This is a genomic window from Halodesulfovibrio oceani subsp. galateae (assembly GCF_055397225.1).
Window position 1 is genome coordinate 178717 of sequence record NZ_AP042453.1, and the last position, 18306, is coordinate 197022.

14 protein-coding genes are annotated in these 18306 nt (G+C 46.3%); 4 read left to right on the forward strand and 10 right to left on the reverse strand.

The window, feature by feature from the left end; all coding sequences use genetic code 11:
• Positions 1–90: 90 nt before the first annotated feature.
• From ACZ5V1_RS00755 to ACZ5V1_RS00770, 4 genes are all read right to left on the reverse strand, one after another.
• The gene (locus tag ACZ5V1_RS00755) at positions 91–801 is read right to left on the reverse strand and encodes a 4Fe-4S dicluster domain-containing protein (protein ID WP_464390156.1); all 711 of its coding nucleotides are present in this window, start codon (positions 799–801) and stop codon (positions 91–93) included.
• Positions 802–804: 3 nt separating this feature from the next.
• Positions 805–3843, reverse strand: coding sequence for a formate dehydrogenase-N subunit alpha (fdnG, locus tag ACZ5V1_RS00760; protein ID WP_464390157.1), 3039 nt, complete (start codon positions 3841–3843; stop codon positions 805–807).
• A 25-nt stretch (positions 3844–3868) separates the two neighbouring features.
• On the reverse strand, positions 3869–4105 hold the full coding sequence (locus ACZ5V1_RS00765) for a hypothetical protein (protein ID WP_464390158.1): 237 nt from the start codon (positions 4103–4105) through the stop codon (positions 3869–3871).
• 267 nt (positions 4106–4372) lie between these two features.
• Complete coding sequence (locus tag ACZ5V1_RS00770) at positions 4373–5248, reverse strand: transposase (RefSeq protein ID WP_464390159.1); 876 nt, start codon at positions 5246–5248, stop codon at positions 4373–4375.
• A 239-nt stretch (positions 5249–5487) separates the two neighbouring features.
• On the opposite strand from ACZ5V1_RS00770, the gene ACZ5V1_RS00775 reads away from it, so the two are divergent.
• From ACZ5V1_RS00775 to ACZ5V1_RS00790, 4 genes are all read left to right on the forward strand, one after another.
• On the forward strand, positions 5488–6738 hold the full coding sequence (locus tag ACZ5V1_RS00775; RefSeq protein ID WP_464390160.1) for an ABC transporter substrate-binding protein: 1251 nt from the start codon (positions 5488–5490) through the stop codon (positions 6736–6738).
• On the forward strand, positions 6735–8729 hold the full coding sequence (locus ACZ5V1_RS00780; RefSeq protein ID WP_464390161.1) for an ATP-binding protein: 1995 nt from the start codon (positions 6735–6737) through the stop codon (positions 8727–8729). The genes ACZ5V1_RS00775 and ACZ5V1_RS00780 overlap by 4 nt, the downstream gene beginning before the upstream one ends.
• A 15-nt stretch (positions 8730–8744) precedes the next feature.
• Positions 8745–9443: an STAS domain-containing protein gene (locus ACZ5V1_RS00785; protein WP_464390162.1), complete on the forward strand. Its 699-nt coding sequence runs from the start codon at positions 8745–8747 to the stop codon at positions 9441–9443.
• 144 nt (positions 9444–9587) lie between these two features.
• Positions 9588–10064 (forward strand): glycine zipper 2TM domain-containing protein, encoded by a 477-nt coding sequence (locus ACZ5V1_RS00790; protein WP_160714940.1) that lies wholly within the window; start codon positions 9588–9590, stop codon positions 10062–10064.
• Between the two features lie 79 nt (positions 10065–10143).
• Here the strand turns inward: ACZ5V1_RS00790 and ACZ5V1_RS00795 are convergent, their stop codons facing one another.
• From ACZ5V1_RS00795 to ACZ5V1_RS00820, 6 genes are all read right to left on the reverse strand, one after another.
• The gene (locus ACZ5V1_RS00795; RefSeq protein ID WP_464390163.1) at positions 10144–12267 is read right to left on the reverse strand and encodes a methyl-accepting chemotaxis protein; all 2124 of its coding nucleotides are present in this window, start codon (positions 12265–12267) and stop codon (positions 10144–10146) included.
• Between the two features lie 323 nt (positions 12268–12590).
• Positions 12591–13625, reverse strand: coding sequence for a GTP 3',8-cyclase MoaA (gene moaA / locus ACZ5V1_RS00800; protein WP_464390164.1), 1035 nt, complete (start codon positions 13623–13625; stop codon positions 12591–12593).
• The gene (mobA, locus tag ACZ5V1_RS00805) at positions 13622–14236 is read right to left on the reverse strand and encodes a molybdenum cofactor guanylyltransferase (protein WP_464390165.1); all 615 of its coding nucleotides are present in this window, start codon (positions 14234–14236) and stop codon (positions 13622–13624) included. The genes moaA and mobA overlap by 4 nt, the downstream gene beginning before the upstream one ends.
• Positions 14236–14955 carry a formate dehydrogenase accessory sulfurtransferase FdhD gene (locus tag ACZ5V1_RS00810; protein ID WP_464390166.1) on the reverse strand — a complete coding sequence of 240 codons (720 nt, stop codon included), beginning with the start codon at positions 14953–14955 and terminating at the stop codon, positions 14236–14238. Before ACZ5V1_RS00810 ends, mobA begins: the two co-directional genes overlap by 1 nt.
• Positions 14955–15836, reverse strand: coding sequence for a formate dehydrogenase accessory protein FdhE (locus ACZ5V1_RS00815; protein WP_464390167.1), 882 nt, complete (start codon positions 15834–15836; stop codon positions 14955–14957). Before ACZ5V1_RS00815 ends, ACZ5V1_RS00810 begins: the two co-directional genes overlap by 1 nt.
• Before the next feature lie 514 nt (positions 15837–16350).
• Entirely contained in the window at positions 16351–18306 is a 1956-nt protein-coding gene (locus tag ACZ5V1_RS00820; RefSeq protein ID WP_464390168.1) for an OPT family oligopeptide transporter, read from the reverse strand.

Here is an 18306-nt window from a genome sequence, read left to right on the forward strand (position 1 = left end):
CGGTTCAGGAAAAATCAAGCATTGTTATCTTCAAATAAAAAAAGGCACGCAGATGGGTATCTGCGTGCCTCGTATCAGGATCGCGACTTATTATGCTTTTGTTGTGCCGAGCAGACGTGCAAACATCTGCTTACGATTCATCATATTTGGTGAAGCCGCTGCAATTGCTTTTTCAAAGTACCTGGTTGGGTCCTGTTGGAACAGGTAGACCACGCGTACATCGTCCGGATCACCGAGAACGGCTTCTGGATAGCGTTTTTGCGCAGCCGCGAGTCGTTCTTTTGCCAGTGCATCAATTTCTTCTTCTTCGCCAAACGTCATAGCGCCTGTTGGACAGGATAAAACGCAGGACGGCTTCATGCCGTTTTGAATACGGTCGATACACATGTCACATTTGGAGAGCTGTCCCGTTGCTGGGTCCTTACGTGGAATATCGTACGGACATGATTCGCGAACGCCTTCAGCATCAACATTTCTAGTGTATTCGGTAAAGATAACAGCACCGGTTTCTTCATCCTGAACTACAGCGCGTTCGTCATCAAGTTCAGCCTGCCCCAAGCAAGGTGGCTCGTAACAGTGACGACACTGCTCAGGGAAAAACAGCCAGTCAACTTTGCCATCATTAACGACTTCCTCAAAGCGGACTAGCCGCAATGTGTTGAAGCTCAGATCTCTAGGGTTCTGGTGGGAGCCCCAGTTCACGGTTGCTTCAGCCGGAAGCTTTTTCCATTGCTTACACGCTACCTGACAACCACGACATGCCGTACAACGTGTAAGATCGACGAGGAATTTTTTAGCCATGGCTTACGCTCTCTTTATCTTGCTCACGTTAACCATGAACGCCTTAGTCTCCGGAATACCGGTGTTAGGGTCGCCCACAGAAGGTGTGAGGAGGTTTGCAGAATCACCACCGTTTTTCGGTGTCACCCAGCCATAATGCCAAGGCAGGCCAACGAGATGTACGTCCTGACCATGGACTTTGTAAGGCTTGATGCGCTTGGTAACGATGGCAACACACTCGAGCTTGCCGCGTAGGCTGGAAACGTTAACCGTCTCGCCGTTATCAATGTTTTCTTTCTTCGCAAGTTCTTCACTGATTTCACAGAACAACTGTGGCTCTGTTTCAATCAACCAACCCTGATAACGGGTCATAAGACCAGTCTGCCAGTGCTCTGTTACGCGGTAGGTTGTACCAACGTATGGGAAGCGCGGGTTGGCAACTGCTTTTTCCTCACTGCTAATCTGGTAAGCAGTAGGGTTGTGCAGCTGGGAAGAGAATGGGTTTTTCGCAATTGGACATTCGAGCGGTTCATAGTGCTCTGGGAATGGTCCGTCTGCGCGTCCCGGTCCGTAAATCTGACCGAAGCCGTGCTTACGCATGATGAATGCATGCTTTGTACCCGGTTTCCAGCCGCCATCAGGAATGTCGCCTTGCCATTTGGTCTTGTCACCGGTCCATTCGATAACCGCTTTTTTAGGTGCATACGGTTTACCGTTAAGGTCAACTGATGCGCGGTTGTAAAGAATACGACGGTTTACAGGCCAACACCATGCCCAGTTAGGGTACAGACCAATGTTTGCCTGTGCGCCATTCTGAGTTTTGTCACGGCGGGCAGCCATGTTGCCTTTTTCTGTGTAGGAACCACAGTAGAGCCAGTTACCGGAACAGGTGGAGCCGTCATCTTTAAGGTAGGCAAAGCTTGGAACCTGCTGGCCTTTTTTGAACTGCTTACCCTTAACTTCGGTATCCTTTAAGAAGTAACCGTTGATAAGTTTAGCAATGCCATGCGGGTCAAAATGACCATGGCTGTTCTGCCAATCGTTAAGACCAAGACCTACGATAGGATCAGGGTAAGCGCCGCCCTCTGTTTTGTAGAGCTGCTGAATTCTGTCGGTGAGTTTAAGGATGATGTCACCGTCAGGAAGTGTCTGTCCGTATGGCTTAGGTCCTCTGTAACGCCACTGCATCCAACGGCCAGAGTTTGTAACTGAGCCTTCTTTTTCGATGGAAACAGCACACGGAAGGAAGAATACTTCTGTCTTAATATCTTTCGGGTCCATCTTAGGACCACGCCAGAAGGAGGCTGTTTCGTTGTCAAAGATGTTTACGTTAACAAGCCAGTCCAGTTCTGCCATTGCTTCACGGTTTTTATTGGCGTTTGCGCCACCGCAGGCAGGGTTCTGTCCCCATGCAAAGAAGCCGTCAAACTGACCTTTGTGCATTTTTTCGAACATGGAAAGCCAGTAGTATTCAGTCATCTGCTTGTGTGCATCAAGCTTCGGCAGCATTTCGTAGCCTTTTTCAGGCGATGCTTCCGGATACATTGCTTTTACAAAGCTGGATACATACTTAGGCTTGTTACCCCACCAGTTAGCGGACATAGGGTCTGCAGACTGTGGAGTACAATTCTTGTTGTACGCTGCAAGGTCTGACCATTTGGACTTAGGAGTACCAAGGTAGCCCGGCAGAATGTGGACGAGCAGACAGTGGTCGGTGGAACCCTGTACGTTTGATTCACCACGCAGGGCGTTAACACCACCACCGGCTACGCCGATGTTGCCAAGGAGGAGCTGCACCATGGCCATTGTGCGGATGTTCTGAACGCCGACAGTGTGCTGAGTCCAGCCCATTGCGTACATGATGGTTGCGGATTTATCCGGAGCACCGGATGCTGCGTATGTTTCGTAAACTTTAAGAATATCTTCTTTAGGAGTTCCGGTAACGGTGGATACGGTATCTACGTCGTAACGTTCAAAGTGCTTTTTAAGCAGGTTAAATACACAACGCGGGTTCTTGAGCGATTCATCACGAACCGGCACACCTTTGTCGTCCATTTCAAAAGCCCATTTGGACTTGTCGTAGGAACCTTTTTTCGGATCGAAACCGGAGAATAAACCGTCATTAAATTCAAAGTCTTTACCAACTACAAATGATGCGTTGGTGTAGTTAACAACATACTCGTGGAAGAATTTGTTATTATCGAGGATGTATTTAACCAGACCGCCAAGGAACGGAATATCCGAACCGGAACGAATAGGAGCATACACATCACACTTAGCGGAAGTACGGGTAAAGCGAGGGTCAACGTGGATAAGTGTTGCACCCTTGTCTTTAGCTTTCATCACCCATTTAAAAGAAATCGGGTGGTTTTCGGCAGCATTACTGCCCATGATTAATACACAATCACTGTTCTTAAGATCGATCCAGTGGTTCGTCATCGCACCGCGTCCAAACGACTCTGCCAGAGCCGCTACAGTTGCGCTGTGTCAGATACGTGCTTGGTGTTCTACGTACACCAAGCCGAGAGATCTGAGTAATGACTGATATGCCCAGCATTCTTCGTTATCCATAGCTGCTGAGCCCGCAGAAGCGATTGCTTCGGTACGGTTAACTTGTTCGCCTTTGTCGTTTTTGAGCTGGAAAGATTTGTCACGAGTCTTTTTGACACGCTTAGCGATTTCAGTGAGTGCCCAGTCCCATGAAACTGGCTTCCATTCTCCGCTGTTAGGAGCACGGTATAATGGAGTTTGTGGTCGGTTTGCATTTTCTGCGAGCTGCCAGATGGACGCGCCTTTCGCACAAAGGGACCCTTCGTTGATCGGATGATCCGGATCGCCTTCTACGTTGATTGCACGGCCTTCACCGTCTTTAGCTGTGTGTACAATAAGGCCACAGCCTACAGCACAGTAACAGCATACGGACGTTGTCTGTTTAGCCCATTTAAGCTTTTGGAGCTCAGCTTTCGCGACGGTTGGCTTTAAAGAAATGCCAAGTCCGCCAAATGCAGACGCGGTGGCAGCGCCTGCAGAAAGCTTGAGGAATTGCCTACGGGAGACTGTCATTGTTCCTCCTAGTAATGAAGAGTTGTCATCGGCCTCTAATTTCACGACCAAGCGCAATTAACATGCTGAATCCGGAGCCGTATCCGTTACAGATCGGTATGTATTCAGAAAGCAATGGTCGAATAGAGGACACTTTTTCAGTTGGGATGGGCGTAAGTTCACACAACGCTGCACGCGTACTAACGCAGGATAAGGATATCCCGAGTCCTGAAAAAGGAAGCAACTTAGCTTCATTGTGTTGCGAACGAATTCTACGTTCCATAACAAAAACCCCTTCCAAAATGATCACAGTGTTGGAGACACGATGTAATCGTTATGATGGAGGTATATTAGCGATGAAAGAAAGCATTCGACAAAAGAAAAGAACTTAGAAGGTCTACTGCACTCGGTATACGGTGTATAGCCTGTAAAATCAGCATGTTGTGATGTGGCAAAAATCAATTACGCACGGTTTGGCACAATATATACGCACAGTTTGGCACCGTATAGGGCGTAAGTGTCTAACATGTTGAATTTTTACAGTGGTTACTTACTTCTTGAAGGGGTCAAAATCAGGAACAAGGTCGCACAACTGGTTTAATAAAAGGGAGAGAGTGTCGCCCTCTTTATTGTTGTAGCGGAACTCAAGTTCCTTGAGGTAGAGCGGGAAACGCTGTGGGGTAATACCCTTGAAGCGTTTAAGACGGGAGTGACCGAATTCCCAGAAGGAACCTTCTTTAATCGGGAAGTCGTGATTGTATTTTCGTATGTATTCATACGGCAGGGAATCATCTCCGCATAGGATGAGTGCATCATACTGACGGTATTTACCCGTGTATATAATGTTACCGGCGCGGAAGAGAGTAAGGTGGAAGCTATGGTTGAAGTGGAAGACAGTTTCTGCCTCTATACCACTGACAAGGTCAATAAAGACCCAGCCGTTTCGTTCCATAATTCCGAAAACAGGGATGGCACCCTTGGCTCTGGCAGGTGGTGCACCGGTGAGTTTCTTTCCGTTGATGTATTTGCCAAGACCGGTTTCCGGCCCGAGAAGCTGGCGTGCGTCAGTTGCATGCGCAAGCAGGGCGAAACGGATGGTCGTTACTGCTTTGTAGGCAGCGTTGTAGGAAAGGTTAACTTCTTGTGCCAGTTCGTGCACAGTGTATTCCTGCAAGAACATGTGTGCCAGATGGAGCCATGTGGAAGGAGACAGACTGCCGTTGTTAATCCAGCGGCCGCTGAAATCCTGAAATGTATATTTGCAAGTCGCACAGCGATAGCGACCTCCCGACAGTGTGTAAAGTTTGTGTTGTCCACATCTTGGACAAAACCGTACACCAGAAGGCCAACAAAAAGAAAGAAGGTATTCTAATGCTGCTTCTTCAGAATCAAGCATTGAAAGGTCGAAAACTGCTGTTTCTTGCATACAGCCTACTTACTGCTAAATTGACACTACCGCAAGAACTACATTCTTTTTAGTTGGTTGCACAATCAAAAATGTGAAATTATTAAGTGTTATATAATTTGCAAAATACTGTATATGTCAACGTAGGAAGTCTGTAAGAGTCAGCTTTGATTTACAAACAACTTGCGAATAACTACCTGAGAGTATACATCATATAAGAAGAGTCCCTTTGTTTTTTCCTGCTTTTCTAGGGAGAGTGTATGCGTGAAGCATTCAAGTTTGCGGCTTGGGCAGTACTTTGTTTTGTACTGCTGGGATGTGAAACGGAAGTGAAAAAAACTGGACAACATGCCATGGTGCCAGGTGTCTCTTCCACTGAAATCACCCTTGGTTCCTCGCTTGCCCTCGAGGGGCACGCCAGTTATCTGGGCACGCAAACCTTGCGTGGTGCGTTAAGCTATTTACGCAATGTCAACGCCCTTGGGGGCGTACACGGCCGGCTCATCACGTTGCAGGCCATCAATGACGGGTATGACCCGACCAGATGCCTTGCTAATACGCATCAGCTTATTAGTAGTGGCAACGTCTTTTCTCTCTTCGGTTTTGTAGGAACCCCCACCACAGTACGTGTCTTACCTTTGATAGAAGATGCGCAAATACCGCTAATTGGAGCCTTTACAGGTGCCAATGCGTTGCGTGTGCCTTTCAATCCATATGTTTTTAATATTCGCGCATCCTACTATCAGGAAACAAAAGCCGCTGTTGATTTGCTTGTATTTCGCATGAAGTACAAGCGTATTGCAGTTTTTTATCAATACGATGCGTATGGATTTGACGGTCTTATGGGGACTGAGCTTGCTTTGCGTGAAGTAGGGCTTGCGCCTGTTGCCCGTGGCTCATATGTTCGGGGCGGTGTTGATATTGATGAAGCGTTACAGCGTATAGTCGGTGCTCAGCCGGATGCTGTTGTGCTTGTCGGTACGTACGAGCCATGTGCAGAATTTATAAAAAAAGCGGATGCTCTCGGGCTGGACGCCGCGTTTTTTAATTTGTCTTTTGTTGGTGCGGAAGAGCTTGCCAGACGTCTGCCGGACGACATAAAAGGAGAGGTGCTTGTTTCACAAGTTGTTCCTCCTCCGTCTGCGCCTCAGGTTCGCGACCTGATGGGGATTGCAGATGATTATGTACGTCATTTGAAAGAATTTTATCCGGACGACGTTCCTAATGCGGTTGGTCTTGAGGGTTACCTGAATGCACGGGTATTGGTTGAGGGGCTGCGTAGAGCAGGAAGAAATTTAACCCGTGAAAGTTTTATGAATGCGCTAGAATCCATGGATGAATTTCCGCTTGGCGGCCATGCATCTGTGGCGTTTACGCCTAAAGATCATCAGGGCTTGGATATGGTGTATTATACCGTGTTAGAGAATGGCGAATTTAAATTGATTGACGACACAGACCTATTGTTGAAGCGTAGAGCTTTGGTCAAACTTGAGGAGCCTGTTAAGCAATGATTCGCTCAAAATTTGCACAGCTTAGTTTGAAGAATAAATTCTTCTTTTCTATCCTGATAGTTATTCTGCTCATCAGCGGCACTATTGCTTTGCTCGCGCGTTGGATTCTTATTTCCGGTTTGACTCAGGAACTGGAAATGCGGGGTACAGCCATCGCGCACAGTGTTGCAACGCGTGGCACAGAATATATTTTAGAGAATGACACAGACCATTTGCTGAATGTTCTTTTTGATGAAAAGCAACTCAACGAACGTAGAAATCTCGTTGCGTATATTTACGTTGAAGGAAAAAACGGAAAAATACTCAGCCATACTTTTACCACCCCGTTTCCTAAAAGGTTAAAGGGAGTTAACCCCGTAACCGAAAGGGTGGAGAAGAGTGTGGAGGTTGTGCCACTTGGAGAGCATGAAGCGTATGATATTGCAGTACCCATTAAAGAGGGTATTTACCAAATAGGTACGGTTCATGTGGGGTTATCTAAGGCGCATATAGATAACCTCGTTGGAAAGTTGCGCGCAATGTTCTTAGGATTTATTTCCGCGGTCATTATTATCACGTTCTGGGTCAGTCACAGGTTAACAAAATATATTGCTGATCCTGTCATGACGCTGACGAAGATATCGGATGATTTGTCGCGGGGTAATTTTAGCTCTTCAGATCTTATGAATACTGAGGAGCAAATAGCGTGTCCTGCCTTCCACGATACGGATCTCCCTTGCTGGCATTTTGATGAACAGCGAGCGGGATCGAAACCGGGAGCCAGGCCGCACCGTTGTAAGAAGTGTGCATTCTATAATGAGCCGAGCGATGGCGATGAAGTACAGCAGTTAACCACGTCCTTCCGTAATATGGTGTGGTCTATTCGCTTGTACCGTCGTAGATTGCAAGAATCTGAAAGCACCTACCGCTCCTTGTTCCGCAGTGGTCCTGACCCTATTTTTGTTGTGGATGTACTTACGCAGCAACTTGTGGACGCAAACCCGCGAACAGAAGAAATCTACGGGTATTCCCGTGATGAACTGGTCGGTATGCGATATTCAGTTCTGGGTGAAGAGCATGCGAAAGAATGCTTTGAGTACTTTAATAATGATGATTTATGCGCAGAGGCGATGAAGTCCGCGCGTGTTGTGCATTTGCGTAACGGTAACATTCCTATGTACGTCAACGTAACTGCGTGCCTCATTAGCTATCGTACTCGTCCTGCAATCATTGTTGCTACAACGGATGTTACCGATCTTGTAGAAAAAGATGCCCAGCTTATTCAGGCATCTAAAATGAAGTCTCTTGGTGAAATGTCCACAGGGGTTGCACATGAGCTTAATCAGCCATTGAATGCTATCCGTATGGGCAGCGATTTCTTAACCATGGTACATGAGCAGGGTATTGAAATCCCGCAAGAACAATATGTACAGGTTGTTACAGAAATCAGCACTCAGGTAGACAGGGCTTCTGACATCATTAATACACTCAGGTCGTTCGGTCGAAAGGCAGATTTGTTGCTTGAAGACGTTAATTTGAACGAGCCGGTAGGGTCTGTTGTTTCATTACTTAGCAGGCAATTCCTTATTGAAGATGTTCATATTGTCACAGAACTTGATCCGGCACTGCCGTACATTACTGCACAGCACAACAAGTTGCAGCAGGTGTTGCTGAATCTGGTAATTAATGCCCGTGACGCTATTGTAGAAAGAAATGAAGATGGAGCGGATGTGAGAGGCCGTATCCTGATTCGAACAGAATATGACGACGACGGAGTATCTGTTTCGGTAGAAGACAACGGAACCGGTATTCCTGACCATGTGGCAGAGAAGGTGTTTGAACCATTCTTTACAACAAAAGCCACAGGGCAAGGAATGGGACTGGGCCTTGCCATATCCTACGGCATTGTGCGTGAATATGGAGGAGAACTCAATATTCAAAGCGCAGTAGGTGACGGCACATGCTTTACTGTTCGTTTCCCGCGTCAAGAGGTGGCTCTTGCAGCCAATTAGGGAAAGGTAATTTGTATGAAGATTTTAGTGATTGATGACGAGCAGCCTACGCTAACAATGTTTGAATTGTTATTAAGTACGTTAGGACACGAAGTCCTGCTCGCTAACTCCGGAGAACGCGGGCTTGAAGTTTTTGCAGAACATCATCCGCCGCTGGTGTTAACTGATATTAAAATGCCGGGCATGGACGGTATTGAAGTGCTCGGCCGTCTTAAAGAAGAAGAGCCCAGTGTTGAAGTGGTTGTTATTACAGGGCATGGCGATATGGATGTTGCTATTCGGGCGCTAAACCTTGATGCTACAGACTTCATCAACAAGCCTCTCCGTCTTGAAGTGCTTCAAAAAGCCTTGGAACGAGTGGAAGAGCGCATTAAGTTGAGCACAGAAAAATTTGTAACACTGGCCACACGATTCACAAGCGATACAATGGTAATAACCGTTCGCGGTACACTTGGTACAGCGGATGAGTCAGAGATAAAACACGCCTTTAAAGGTGCTGGAAAAGCGCAGCGGATAGTTTTGGATTTTGCAGAAAACACATCTATCAACGGTGCTGCGATAGCGTTATTAACGGATGCAATCCGTTCCTTCTACAACGACGGTGGCAAGGTTGTTATTTCAGGCTTGTCAGAAAACTTCCGTAATGTGTTTGAAATCATGGGTGTAACTAGATTTGCAACGTTTGTAGATAATATACAAGAATTGGAAATGTAGGATATAGTCCACGATGCTTGATAGTTAGGCTACGTGATTGGCTTTTAAGCCCCGAATTATGGGGATATTGCTAAAAAAATCGTGTTCAGTCTGGTAGCTTTTTTGTATTTTTTTACAAGGTACCTAACTATCAGGAGGTGAGACATGACACGGTCAACGACAAAACGGTATCAAATACTGCTGGTATTGATTGCGCTTGCTGTTTTAGCAGGTTGTACAAATAGACATAGTCCTAATGTTTACTCCGGTAATCAGACAATGCAGGCTGATAATATCAGCTACGGAACAATTACACGTATGAATGCGGTGACTATTAAGGATGATAATACAGGCGTAGGCCTGGTCGGCGGCGGTGTTGCCGGTGGCGTTCTTGGTAGTCAGATTGGTGGTGGTTCCGGTGCCGTTGTAGGTGCTGTCGGTGGGGCAATTGTAGGTGCTGTAGCTGGTGCAGTTGCGGAAGAAGAATTTCAAAAAACCGACGGTGTACAGATTACTGTAAGATTAGATGCCGGAAGGTCTGTATCAATTGTACAGGCAGCTGAAGGGTCAAACTATAGCGTAGGTCAGCGTGTTCGGGTGGTAACTTCACCAAACGGACGCACAAGAGTACTTCCGTACTAGTTGTAGATATTGGATATAAAAAAAGCGACCCTCGGGTCGCTCTTTTTATATCCATCATTTTTGTATCGGGGCAAAAATTTTAGACGGTTAACAATTTATTCATAGTTACTTTTAATGAATCAGAAACTGAATTCAAATCGTGTACGGCAGATTCAGCATCATTCATTTTAGAAGTAGTCATTGAAGAAATACGATTGATTTCTTCAATTGCCTGTGTGATCTCTTCGCTTGCAGAAGACTGTTGTTCTGCTGCTGTTGCAATGGCACGTACCTGATCGGTGGCAGGGGTGATTTTGGCTACAATCCGTTCGAAAGCTTCGCCAGACTGGGTAACCAATGTTGTTGCATTTTCTACTGCATTGGCTGTGTTGGTCATGGCATTAATATTCTGCTGAGTTCCAGCTTGAATGTTTTGAATGGCGGTTCCAACGCGTCCGGTTGCTTCCATTGTATTTTCAGCCAGCTTACGTACTTCATCCGCAACAACCGCGAATCCGCGTCCAGCATCGCCTGCACGTGCGGCTTCAATAGCTGCATTCAGTGCAAGCAGGTTTGTCTGGTCTGCAATGTCACTAATCACATTAAGAATTTCTCCAATGGATTCAACTTGCGAACCGAGCTGGCTCATTTCTTTTGTAAGATGTGCTGAAAGTTTGGATACATTTTGAATCGTAGAAACGGATTCTCCCACAACAGCAAGTCCGGACTCTGCTTCATGGAAAACAACGTCCACGCTGGAAGCAGCTTCTGAAGCGTTTCGGGCAACTTCTAGAATCGTGCTGTTCATTTCTTCCATTGCAGTAGCTGTTTCGCTGTTACGTGCATCCTGCTGGTTAACACCTTCTGAAGTGCTCTGGATCTGAACGCTTAGGTCTGATGATGCTGAGGTAAGATTCAGCACAAGCAGATCAAGTTCTTTCGCAGCTTCCTGTCCCTGACTGTACGCCTGCAACGCGTTTTCTTCAGCAGACTTCGCTTGCGTTGTGGCTCTTTCTGCTTCTTCAGAACGGGCGCGTGCTTCTTTCATGTTCCGCTCAATTTCGTGAATGTTTTCCTGAAGTGTTTCAGCCATAGCGTTTACGGCGTGTTGCATTGTGGCAATTTCGTCTTGTCCCTTTGGATGACAACGGGCGGATAGATTGCCTTGTGCAATTTCAGTGATAACATCAGAGCTTTGAATAATAGGGCGGGAGATAAAACCGGCAAGGTAGAAGGTGGCACCTAGTGCACCGAGGATGCATAGCAGGCCGAGCAGGATCATCTTCAGAGTCAGATCATTTGCGCTGGCAAGTGCAACGTCTTTAGCTACCGACAGGGTGGCAACCCATTTCATTTTTGTATTGCCGAGTTGAACCGGTACGAGGACACGGAGAAGGTCATCGTTTTCTATCTGAACAACTTCATCTTGCTGTGCGCGCTGGAATAATGATCGACCATTCGGGATGATTCTATCGATTGATGTTCCTAATGCGTCCGGCTTGCCTGTATGAGCCTGAACCTTACCGCTTGAAGCTATAAGTGTTAAGTTACAGTTGCCGTTGTATGCGGTCAGCGTATCTACAATGTTATTGAGGAAATCGGTCGAAAGATCGACACCGACAACTCCAATGGCTTTTCCGTTCACTATAATCGGAACAGAGAGACTTGAAACACTGTAGGAACTACCCGATGAGGTTGTGTAACTTGTGACTTCAGTTGCGTACTCTTCACGCGTATCGCGACTGTAAGTGTACCATGAGTCATTAAGCGGCGGGCAAGGCGCTAAACTTAATCTCCCTCCTGAGCGGCTCCAATATGGAGCAAATTGACCGTTACTCATGCTGAATGTTTTCTCTTTCAGATAAGCAGAGTCTTCACCGAAGGCGTCCGGCTCAAACGCCAGCCAAACTCCGAATAGATCGGGGTTTTCTACAGCAACATTTTTTAACACTTGAACGAGCTGTTCTCGACTTTTTGGTGTGTTCGCGTTGAATATTCCTTCAATGGTTTGTGAAAGAGTTCGGGCGATAGTAAAGCCCTTATCAAAATTTTTCTCGATCGATAGTTTATGCTCCCGTACCACTTCTTCTGATAAAAGATGTGCAGAATCAATAGCTTCTTCACGAATAGAACTGATTGAAATGACGAGGAGAAGTCCAATGAATACAATGAAGCAAGCAGAAATTTGTACGAGTAATTTCAGCTTTAGCGATTTGAAGTTCATATATAACTCCGAGGCGTGTTGGGTTATGAATGTGAATATACAAAGAGGTAACAGCTGTTGATGCACAGCATTTACCTTGATCGCAATTCATCCAAATCGGGTTATAAGTGCAATACTTTAGCTTATCAATGCGGCATTACACATAAAAACAGTGTTCATGTGATGTAAAGTTCCACATTTACAATATGTTGCATGTGTAAAAATAAGTTTTTACTATTTTTCCAATAAAAAAGAGTGGATGCATAGTTGCATCCACTCTTTTGATTCTCAGGTATGGTCGGGGCACATAGCAGCATGCATTTGCCGCTATGTTTTAGGTAAAACTAGCCGCCAATGGCGTTCATGCGCTTTAACGCAACTTCATTTTGCTTTTTTGCCTTAAGCAATTCAACCCCAAGGGGCTTACCAACATTAGCTTCACGCATTACGTTGGCTATGTCTGCATCAGTAATCGAAGTATTACGCAACATGGTGCGTAAATCGATCTCACTGTCAGAGAAAAGACAGGTGCGCAGCATACCGTTAGCAGTAATGCGCAGTCTGTTACAAGAAGAGCAGAAGTGGTTGGACATTGGCGTAATAAAACCAAGTCGTCCTTTGCCGCCTTGTATGCCGAACAGCTTGGCAGGGCCGGAGCGTCGTTCGCCTTTTTCAAGCTTTGTAAGAACAGCAAGCTTGCTGGCTTCTTCAAAAATGTCATCGGCAGACCAGAAGTTACTTTCGTTCCATGTGCTACAGCTTCCCATAGGCATGAATTCGATGAAACGTACGTCTACCGGATTATTTTTAGCAAAGTTGACGAAGATTGGCAGCTCATCATCGTTAACGCCTTTAAGCGCAACAGTGTTGATTTTTACCTTAAGTCCGCTTGCTAAACATTCATCAATGGAACGTGTAACGTTTCGGAGCATGTCACGGCCTGTAATACTTTGGAACTTTTTACGTTCAAAGGTATCCAGAGAGATATTTATGTGACGGACACCAAGGTCAGCTAATGCTTTCGCCTTGCCATTCATAAGAGTTGCGTTTGTGGTAAGACGCAGATCAAGATCGGGATGTTTTTTAAGCAGCATCTCGATAAGATCAAGGAAATTGCGTCGGGCAAAAGGCTCGCCTCCGGTCAGGCGGACTTTGCTGACTCCCATTTCGACGGAAAGGTCGACGAGTCTGGCAATCTCTTCGTAGGTAATAATGTTTTCGTGAGGGATGAACTGCATGCCGTCGGCAGACCAACAGTACATACAGCGCAGGTTGCAGCGGTCAGTGATCGAAACGCGCAGATAATTGACAGTACGCCCGTGATTATCGGTAAGAGCTAAGGACGCCTTTGTCTCTGCACTTAATGTGGTATGTGTCATATTGCAGCTATGATCCGGCGGGCCATTTCAAGGTCTGCGGGATAGTTTACGTTAAAGAACGGTAGTGACTCCTGCTGGACATATGGCAAACAGTGTTGCTGTTCTTTAGGAACAACGCGACTCAACTTATACATCCCGTCATCAACTGCACGTTCAAAAAGGGGCAGCGCCTCGAGTTCATAGATAGAAACAAGAGCTTCTATGAAGCCTGTTTCTGCCTGTAAAAAGGTTGTGTGCAACGTTCCTTCAGGCTTCTGTTTCCAGAAGTCGATAAGCTGTTGCAGCATTTCCGGATTCATAAACGGCAGATCACATGAAAGTACAAGCACAGGGCCCTGCGCAGCGCGCAAGGCGGTCATTACACCGCCTATAGGCCCTTTGCCTTCAATTTCATCTTTAACCCAGAGATACCCGTCCGCGTGCGGTCTGACATCCCTACTGGAAATCCAGACCTCTGAGCACACTGATTCAAGCAGCTTGCATGTATACACAAGCAAATCAGGTTCGGAATCTCCATGCGCATGAATTCGAGTCTTATCATGACCCATGCGGGAGCTTAATCCACCAGCAAGAACGATTCCGGTGAGATGATCAGAACCGTCTTTATGCATTAGGTAAGAACCCTCGGAGTCTGTAAATCGTGAAAAACGGTAAAGCGTTTTTCTTGATCTCGAGCAAAGCCTACCAGTGTAACATCGTGTTCTTCTGCCATTGCAATGGAAGCACTTGTTACGGCTGAGCGGCTGATAATAAACTTGTATCCAGCACGGATGGCCTTGGCGCACAGACTAGCTGTTACGCGGGCAGAGACCATGAGTACGAGACCGGACAACGGCGTTTCTGTTCGGCTTGCCCATCCGGCAAGGCGGTCAACGCAGTTGTGACGTCCGATATCTTCTGTGCGGTGGAGCATGGCGTGTGTGCTGGCATTGTAAACACCGGCACGGTGGAAACAACCAGTGCCATGCCATTGGCCCTCTTCTGCAATAAAGGTAGCCATTGCTCCGAGCATTTCTGAACCGTGAAGTTTTCCCGGCTCAAGGTTGTTTTCAATGACATCACCAGTGGTCACGGTAAATTCGCCTTCACTGACCTGTTCAACCGTAGTTTTAACACTACCGCCACCAAGGTCGAGCAGAGCATGTCCTGCTACCAGATCTTCAAGGTGCTCCGGCCATGCCCATAGCATGTGCTGCTCACCGTTGAAGTTCAGCTTGATAGGTACTTCAATACTTACGACGTCAGGATGCACAGCCCATTGGCCGTCTTTATACTGCGTAACCGTAATTGGTTTCGGTTCGCAGCTACAACGAGTTTCATTTTTTGGCATTAGAACCCCCATGCTGAGAGTGTAGGGCGAGCGTATCCTTGTTTACGTGCTAGAATGTCAAGAGTGAGAGATTCAAGATCATCAAGGACTGGGATGCTCACCCGGTCAAATTCGCGGAAATCGCTAACTTTGATATAACAGGTGCATGTTTTACATACATGTACTTCATACCCCGGTTCGCCGTCAGCTTTGAAGTATTCAAGCTTGTCGTGGCCTTCTTCACCACAAAAAGCACACTGTAAGCGTTTTGCACGGTATTCAAGACGACAGAAGGAGCAGGTGAGGTGTTTAAAACCTTCTTTTTCTTTCAAAGTAGCGATGAGCGGCTGGGAACCACAGTGCGGACAATGTCCATGCGGCCAAGGTTCTTCGTCGCTTCTGTGCTCTTTTAAAAGATCTGTCTGTACTTGTAATGACGGGGTCAGGCTGCCTTGAGCCAGAAAACGTACGAGGCTCGGTGATTCTGGAATACGGGCAGCCCAGTCAGCGTAAAACATGTTGTCATCTGCAATAAATGCTTCACATGCTTCCTGAATGCTTAATTCTTGTTTTTCAATGGCTTCACGGATTTTAACAGCAGAAGATGCCAGCGGTTCTTCAGCTTTATCCAGCATTGCCAGTAATTTTCCAAAGAGAATAGCAGTTTCTTTAGGATCATACGTAAACGTAGCTCTGTTTACAAGCGGTGCACCTTGAATGTGCATGTCCTGTGTAACTTGAGGACGCAGAGGCTGCACAGAAACATTAACACGGCTTGCAAGTTGAAGCACAGCGGTGTTGCTTACGATTTGTAAAAGAGCTTGAGGGAGAAAACCTTTTCCAGCGATATGTTTAAGTTTACGTTCAAGTCTTTTTGTTTCTAATTCAAGATCGAATTCCATGCTATCTCCTCAGGAAGATTTATATCTGAACATTCAGGAAGGTCGTACTGTATCGTGAGTACGAGTGAGAACAACGCTTTTATTTCCTGCTCATAGTGTTACACAACGTGAGTTTTTGTACGAAAAATTGCATGACGTTGTATAACCAAAAGAAACCAGAAATAACCAGAATGAACATTGTTTGTTTAAAGCAAAAGCACATCGCACGTTATGTATTGAAATGATGAACGAATACGTAACTGAAGGTCGACATGGTTACAGTGCTTGTATTTACAGGATGAATGCCATTCTGTGAAGGAAGCACTGTGTACCGAATGCGGACAAAAGAGGCGAGGTGGTGGTTAGTAGATAATACTATTATAGTAAGTTTTGATTAAGCTCTGTCAATAACAGAGCGTTAGACAAAGTAAACCGGAAAATCGTGTGCCGATTTTCCGGTTTTTTGTTTTTTATGGTGTCAGATTAGTAAGTTATGATTTTAGAATGTATGGGGAGGTAACAAATGAAATCTCCCCTAATACGCAAGTTGGCTTAAGGACTTTAGAATCAGTGTGCAACCCATGGCAAGCATACCGGTGAGCCCCATGCCGCAGGAAAATCCGGCAAGTAAAACTGGCGCGTAGTGCCTCCATTGCTTCCCGTATTTTTTTAGGAAGAAATAGCGTCCCAACAGCGCGCCGACAACTTCTAGAATGATGCCGTGCGGGGTGGATTGTCCAAGACCGCGAACAACTCCATAAATCAGCATTATGGGGAGCCCGAATACGGATAGGAACGCGTACAGAATGATTCCGAGTCCGACACCGGAGCCAACATAGGCGTAGCTGAGAGCCTGATAGAAGAGCGAGTTCCCTTCAAGCGTTGATGATTGCAGGAGAAGTGAGTTCAGTGCCTGCAAATGCCAAATCTTTTGGGCATATGGATAACTTGCCGAAGGTATCGGTGCCAGTCTCCAGAGGAACTGGGAGAATATGAGTGAGGCAATAATAACAATCGGGAACACTACAAACTCAGCTTTAATAATGCCGCGCAAGTTTGTACCGGTAAGTTCGATTTCACGGAACTGAACGGTTGCTTCACCATAGTTATGCAAAGGAATCGGGGCATACCAAATTTCTATCCCGTTGTAGCCGAAGTACTTAGCTCCAGCGATGAAGCTCGCTTCACGTACAAACGGCAGGGAAACAAACTGTCCGACAATACCTTCCATACGGGCGCTGATGTATGATGCAATCGGTGTATAAATGAATCCGTAAATGAGAAAGAAAACCCAAGGGAAACTTGGAACCAACCAGCGACAAATGAGTATGTAGGTCATGGTTGAGAAGAAGTAGATACCGATTGAAAGCCAGAAGTTAATATCACCACGCCCCGGAGGTGGCTTGAAAAGTTTTGAAAAGTCCAGCTTTCCGCTTTTCGAACTGAAAGAACGGATAACCTGCCAGATACCGATAATCGCAATGGCAAGACCTAGACCGATACCGAAAGACATGTAGAAGTCGAAGTTGTTTGCAAAGACTGTTTCAACAGTTTCCATTCCCGGTTTCCAACGATGGAGAATGCCTGCATCGAAGAGGAAAGGGTTTGCGGCAATGGTTACAAGCAGACCTACAAGACCACCGATAACTGCCCAGAACGGAAGAACCATACCAACAAAAACCAGCGTCAGGTCAAATTGGAAGCCGGTAGCAACCGCAGGGAGAATCGACTCTGTATGTCGTGTCAGCTCGATCCACGGTATCGGGATCAGCCGTATGGGTTCTTCAAAAAGCAAACCGGAAAGCGCCGGAAGCAGTATATAGAAAAAGCCGAAAAGAAGTCCGATGACCCCGCCTATGGAGAACACTCTCCACTTCCAGCCGGATTTACGATCTTCAGTGGACTCTGCTAAAGCCATGGTACCTAGTGCACCAACCGGTGCCATTGGGAACGGTAGTTTTTCCACATCAGATGTAAGACGGAAAAGAGCGTAGCCCAGACCAAAATGGTCAATACGCTGAACAAGCTGCGCGCCCGCTAGAAGCAAAATTGGAATGAGCCAATCCTGATGGAAAAATGTTCTGTCCGCCAGTGCTTCTGAGCCGGGTTGTGGCGCAATCCACGTTGGAATAAATTCTGTAAGTCCCAGCATCTTGGCCGCGTCCGATTGGACAAGATACTGACTCCATAAAAGACCGGAAAATGGTGATGCAAGCGCAGCACCTGCCATGTAGAACAGGAGAAAAACTTCCTGCTGTTTTAATTCGGTGTATGAACGCTTGGCTACTTCTGCAAAGAGAATAATGGTTACCCAACGTGCAGCAGGACCGATCCCTTGACCAATAACCAGCTGCAAGTACATGCTGCCCGGCATCATCAAGAAGCCGATGAAGACAGCACCGATTATGGTTTTCCAGTCAAAGCCTTCTTCAAATTGAGTAGGCGGCTGAAGTAGATCACGATATTCTTGTAATTCTTTATCTTGATACAT

What these genes read in the sequence shown, in the direction of transcription:
- ACZ5V1_RS00755 (WP_464390156.1), bottom strand. Translation starts at nt 801, where the DNA reads ATGGCTAAAAAATTCCTCGTCGATCTTACACGTTGTACGGCATGTCGT.
- ACZ5V1_RS00765 (WP_464390158.1), bottom strand. Translation starts at nt 4,105, where the DNA reads ATGGAACGTAGAATTCGTTCGCAACACAATGAAGCTAAGTTGCTTCCT.
- ACZ5V1_RS00770 (WP_464390159.1), bottom strand. Translation starts at nt 5,248, where the DNA reads ATGCAAGAAACAGCAGTTTTCGACCTTTCAATGCTTGATTCTGAAGAA.
- ACZ5V1_RS00775 (WP_464390160.1), top strand. Translation starts at nt 5,488, where the DNA reads ATGCGTGAAGCATTCAAGTTTGCGGCTTGGGCAGTACTTTGTTTTGTA.
- ACZ5V1_RS00780 (WP_464390161.1), top strand. Translation starts at nt 6,735, where the DNA reads ATGATTCGCTCAAAATTTGCACAGCTTAGTTTGAAGAATAAATTCTTC.
- ACZ5V1_RS00785 (WP_464390162.1), top strand. Translation starts at nt 8,745, where the DNA reads ATGAAGATTTTAGTGATTGATGACGAGCAGCCTACGCTAACAATGTTT.
- ACZ5V1_RS00790 (WP_160714940.1), top strand. Translation starts at nt 9,588, where the DNA reads ATGACACGGTCAACGACAAAACGGTATCAAATACTGCTGGTATTGATT.
- ACZ5V1_RS00795 (WP_464390163.1), bottom strand. Translation starts at nt 12,267, where the DNA reads ATGAACTTCAAATCGCTAAAGCTGAAATTACTCGTACAAATTTCTGCT.
- moaA (WP_464390164.1), bottom strand. Translation starts at nt 13,625, where the DNA reads ATGACACATACCACATTAAGTGCAGAGACAAAGGCGTCCTTAGCTCTT.
- mobA (WP_464390165.1), bottom strand. Translation starts at nt 14,236, where the DNA reads ATGCATAAAGACGGTTCTGATCATCTCACCGGAATCGTTCTTGCTGGT.
- ACZ5V1_RS00810 (WP_464390166.1), bottom strand. Translation starts at nt 14,955, where the DNA reads ATGCCAAAAAATGAAACTCGTTGTAGCTGCGAACCGAAACCAATTACG.
- ACZ5V1_RS00815 (WP_464390167.1), bottom strand. Translation starts at nt 15,836, where the DNA reads ATGGAATTCGATCTTGAATTAGAAACAAAAAGACTTGAACGTAAACTT.
- ACZ5V1_RS00820 (WP_464390168.1), bottom strand. Translation starts at nt 18,306, where the DNA reads ATGTATCAAGATAAAGAATTACAAGAATATCGTGATCTACTTCAGCCG.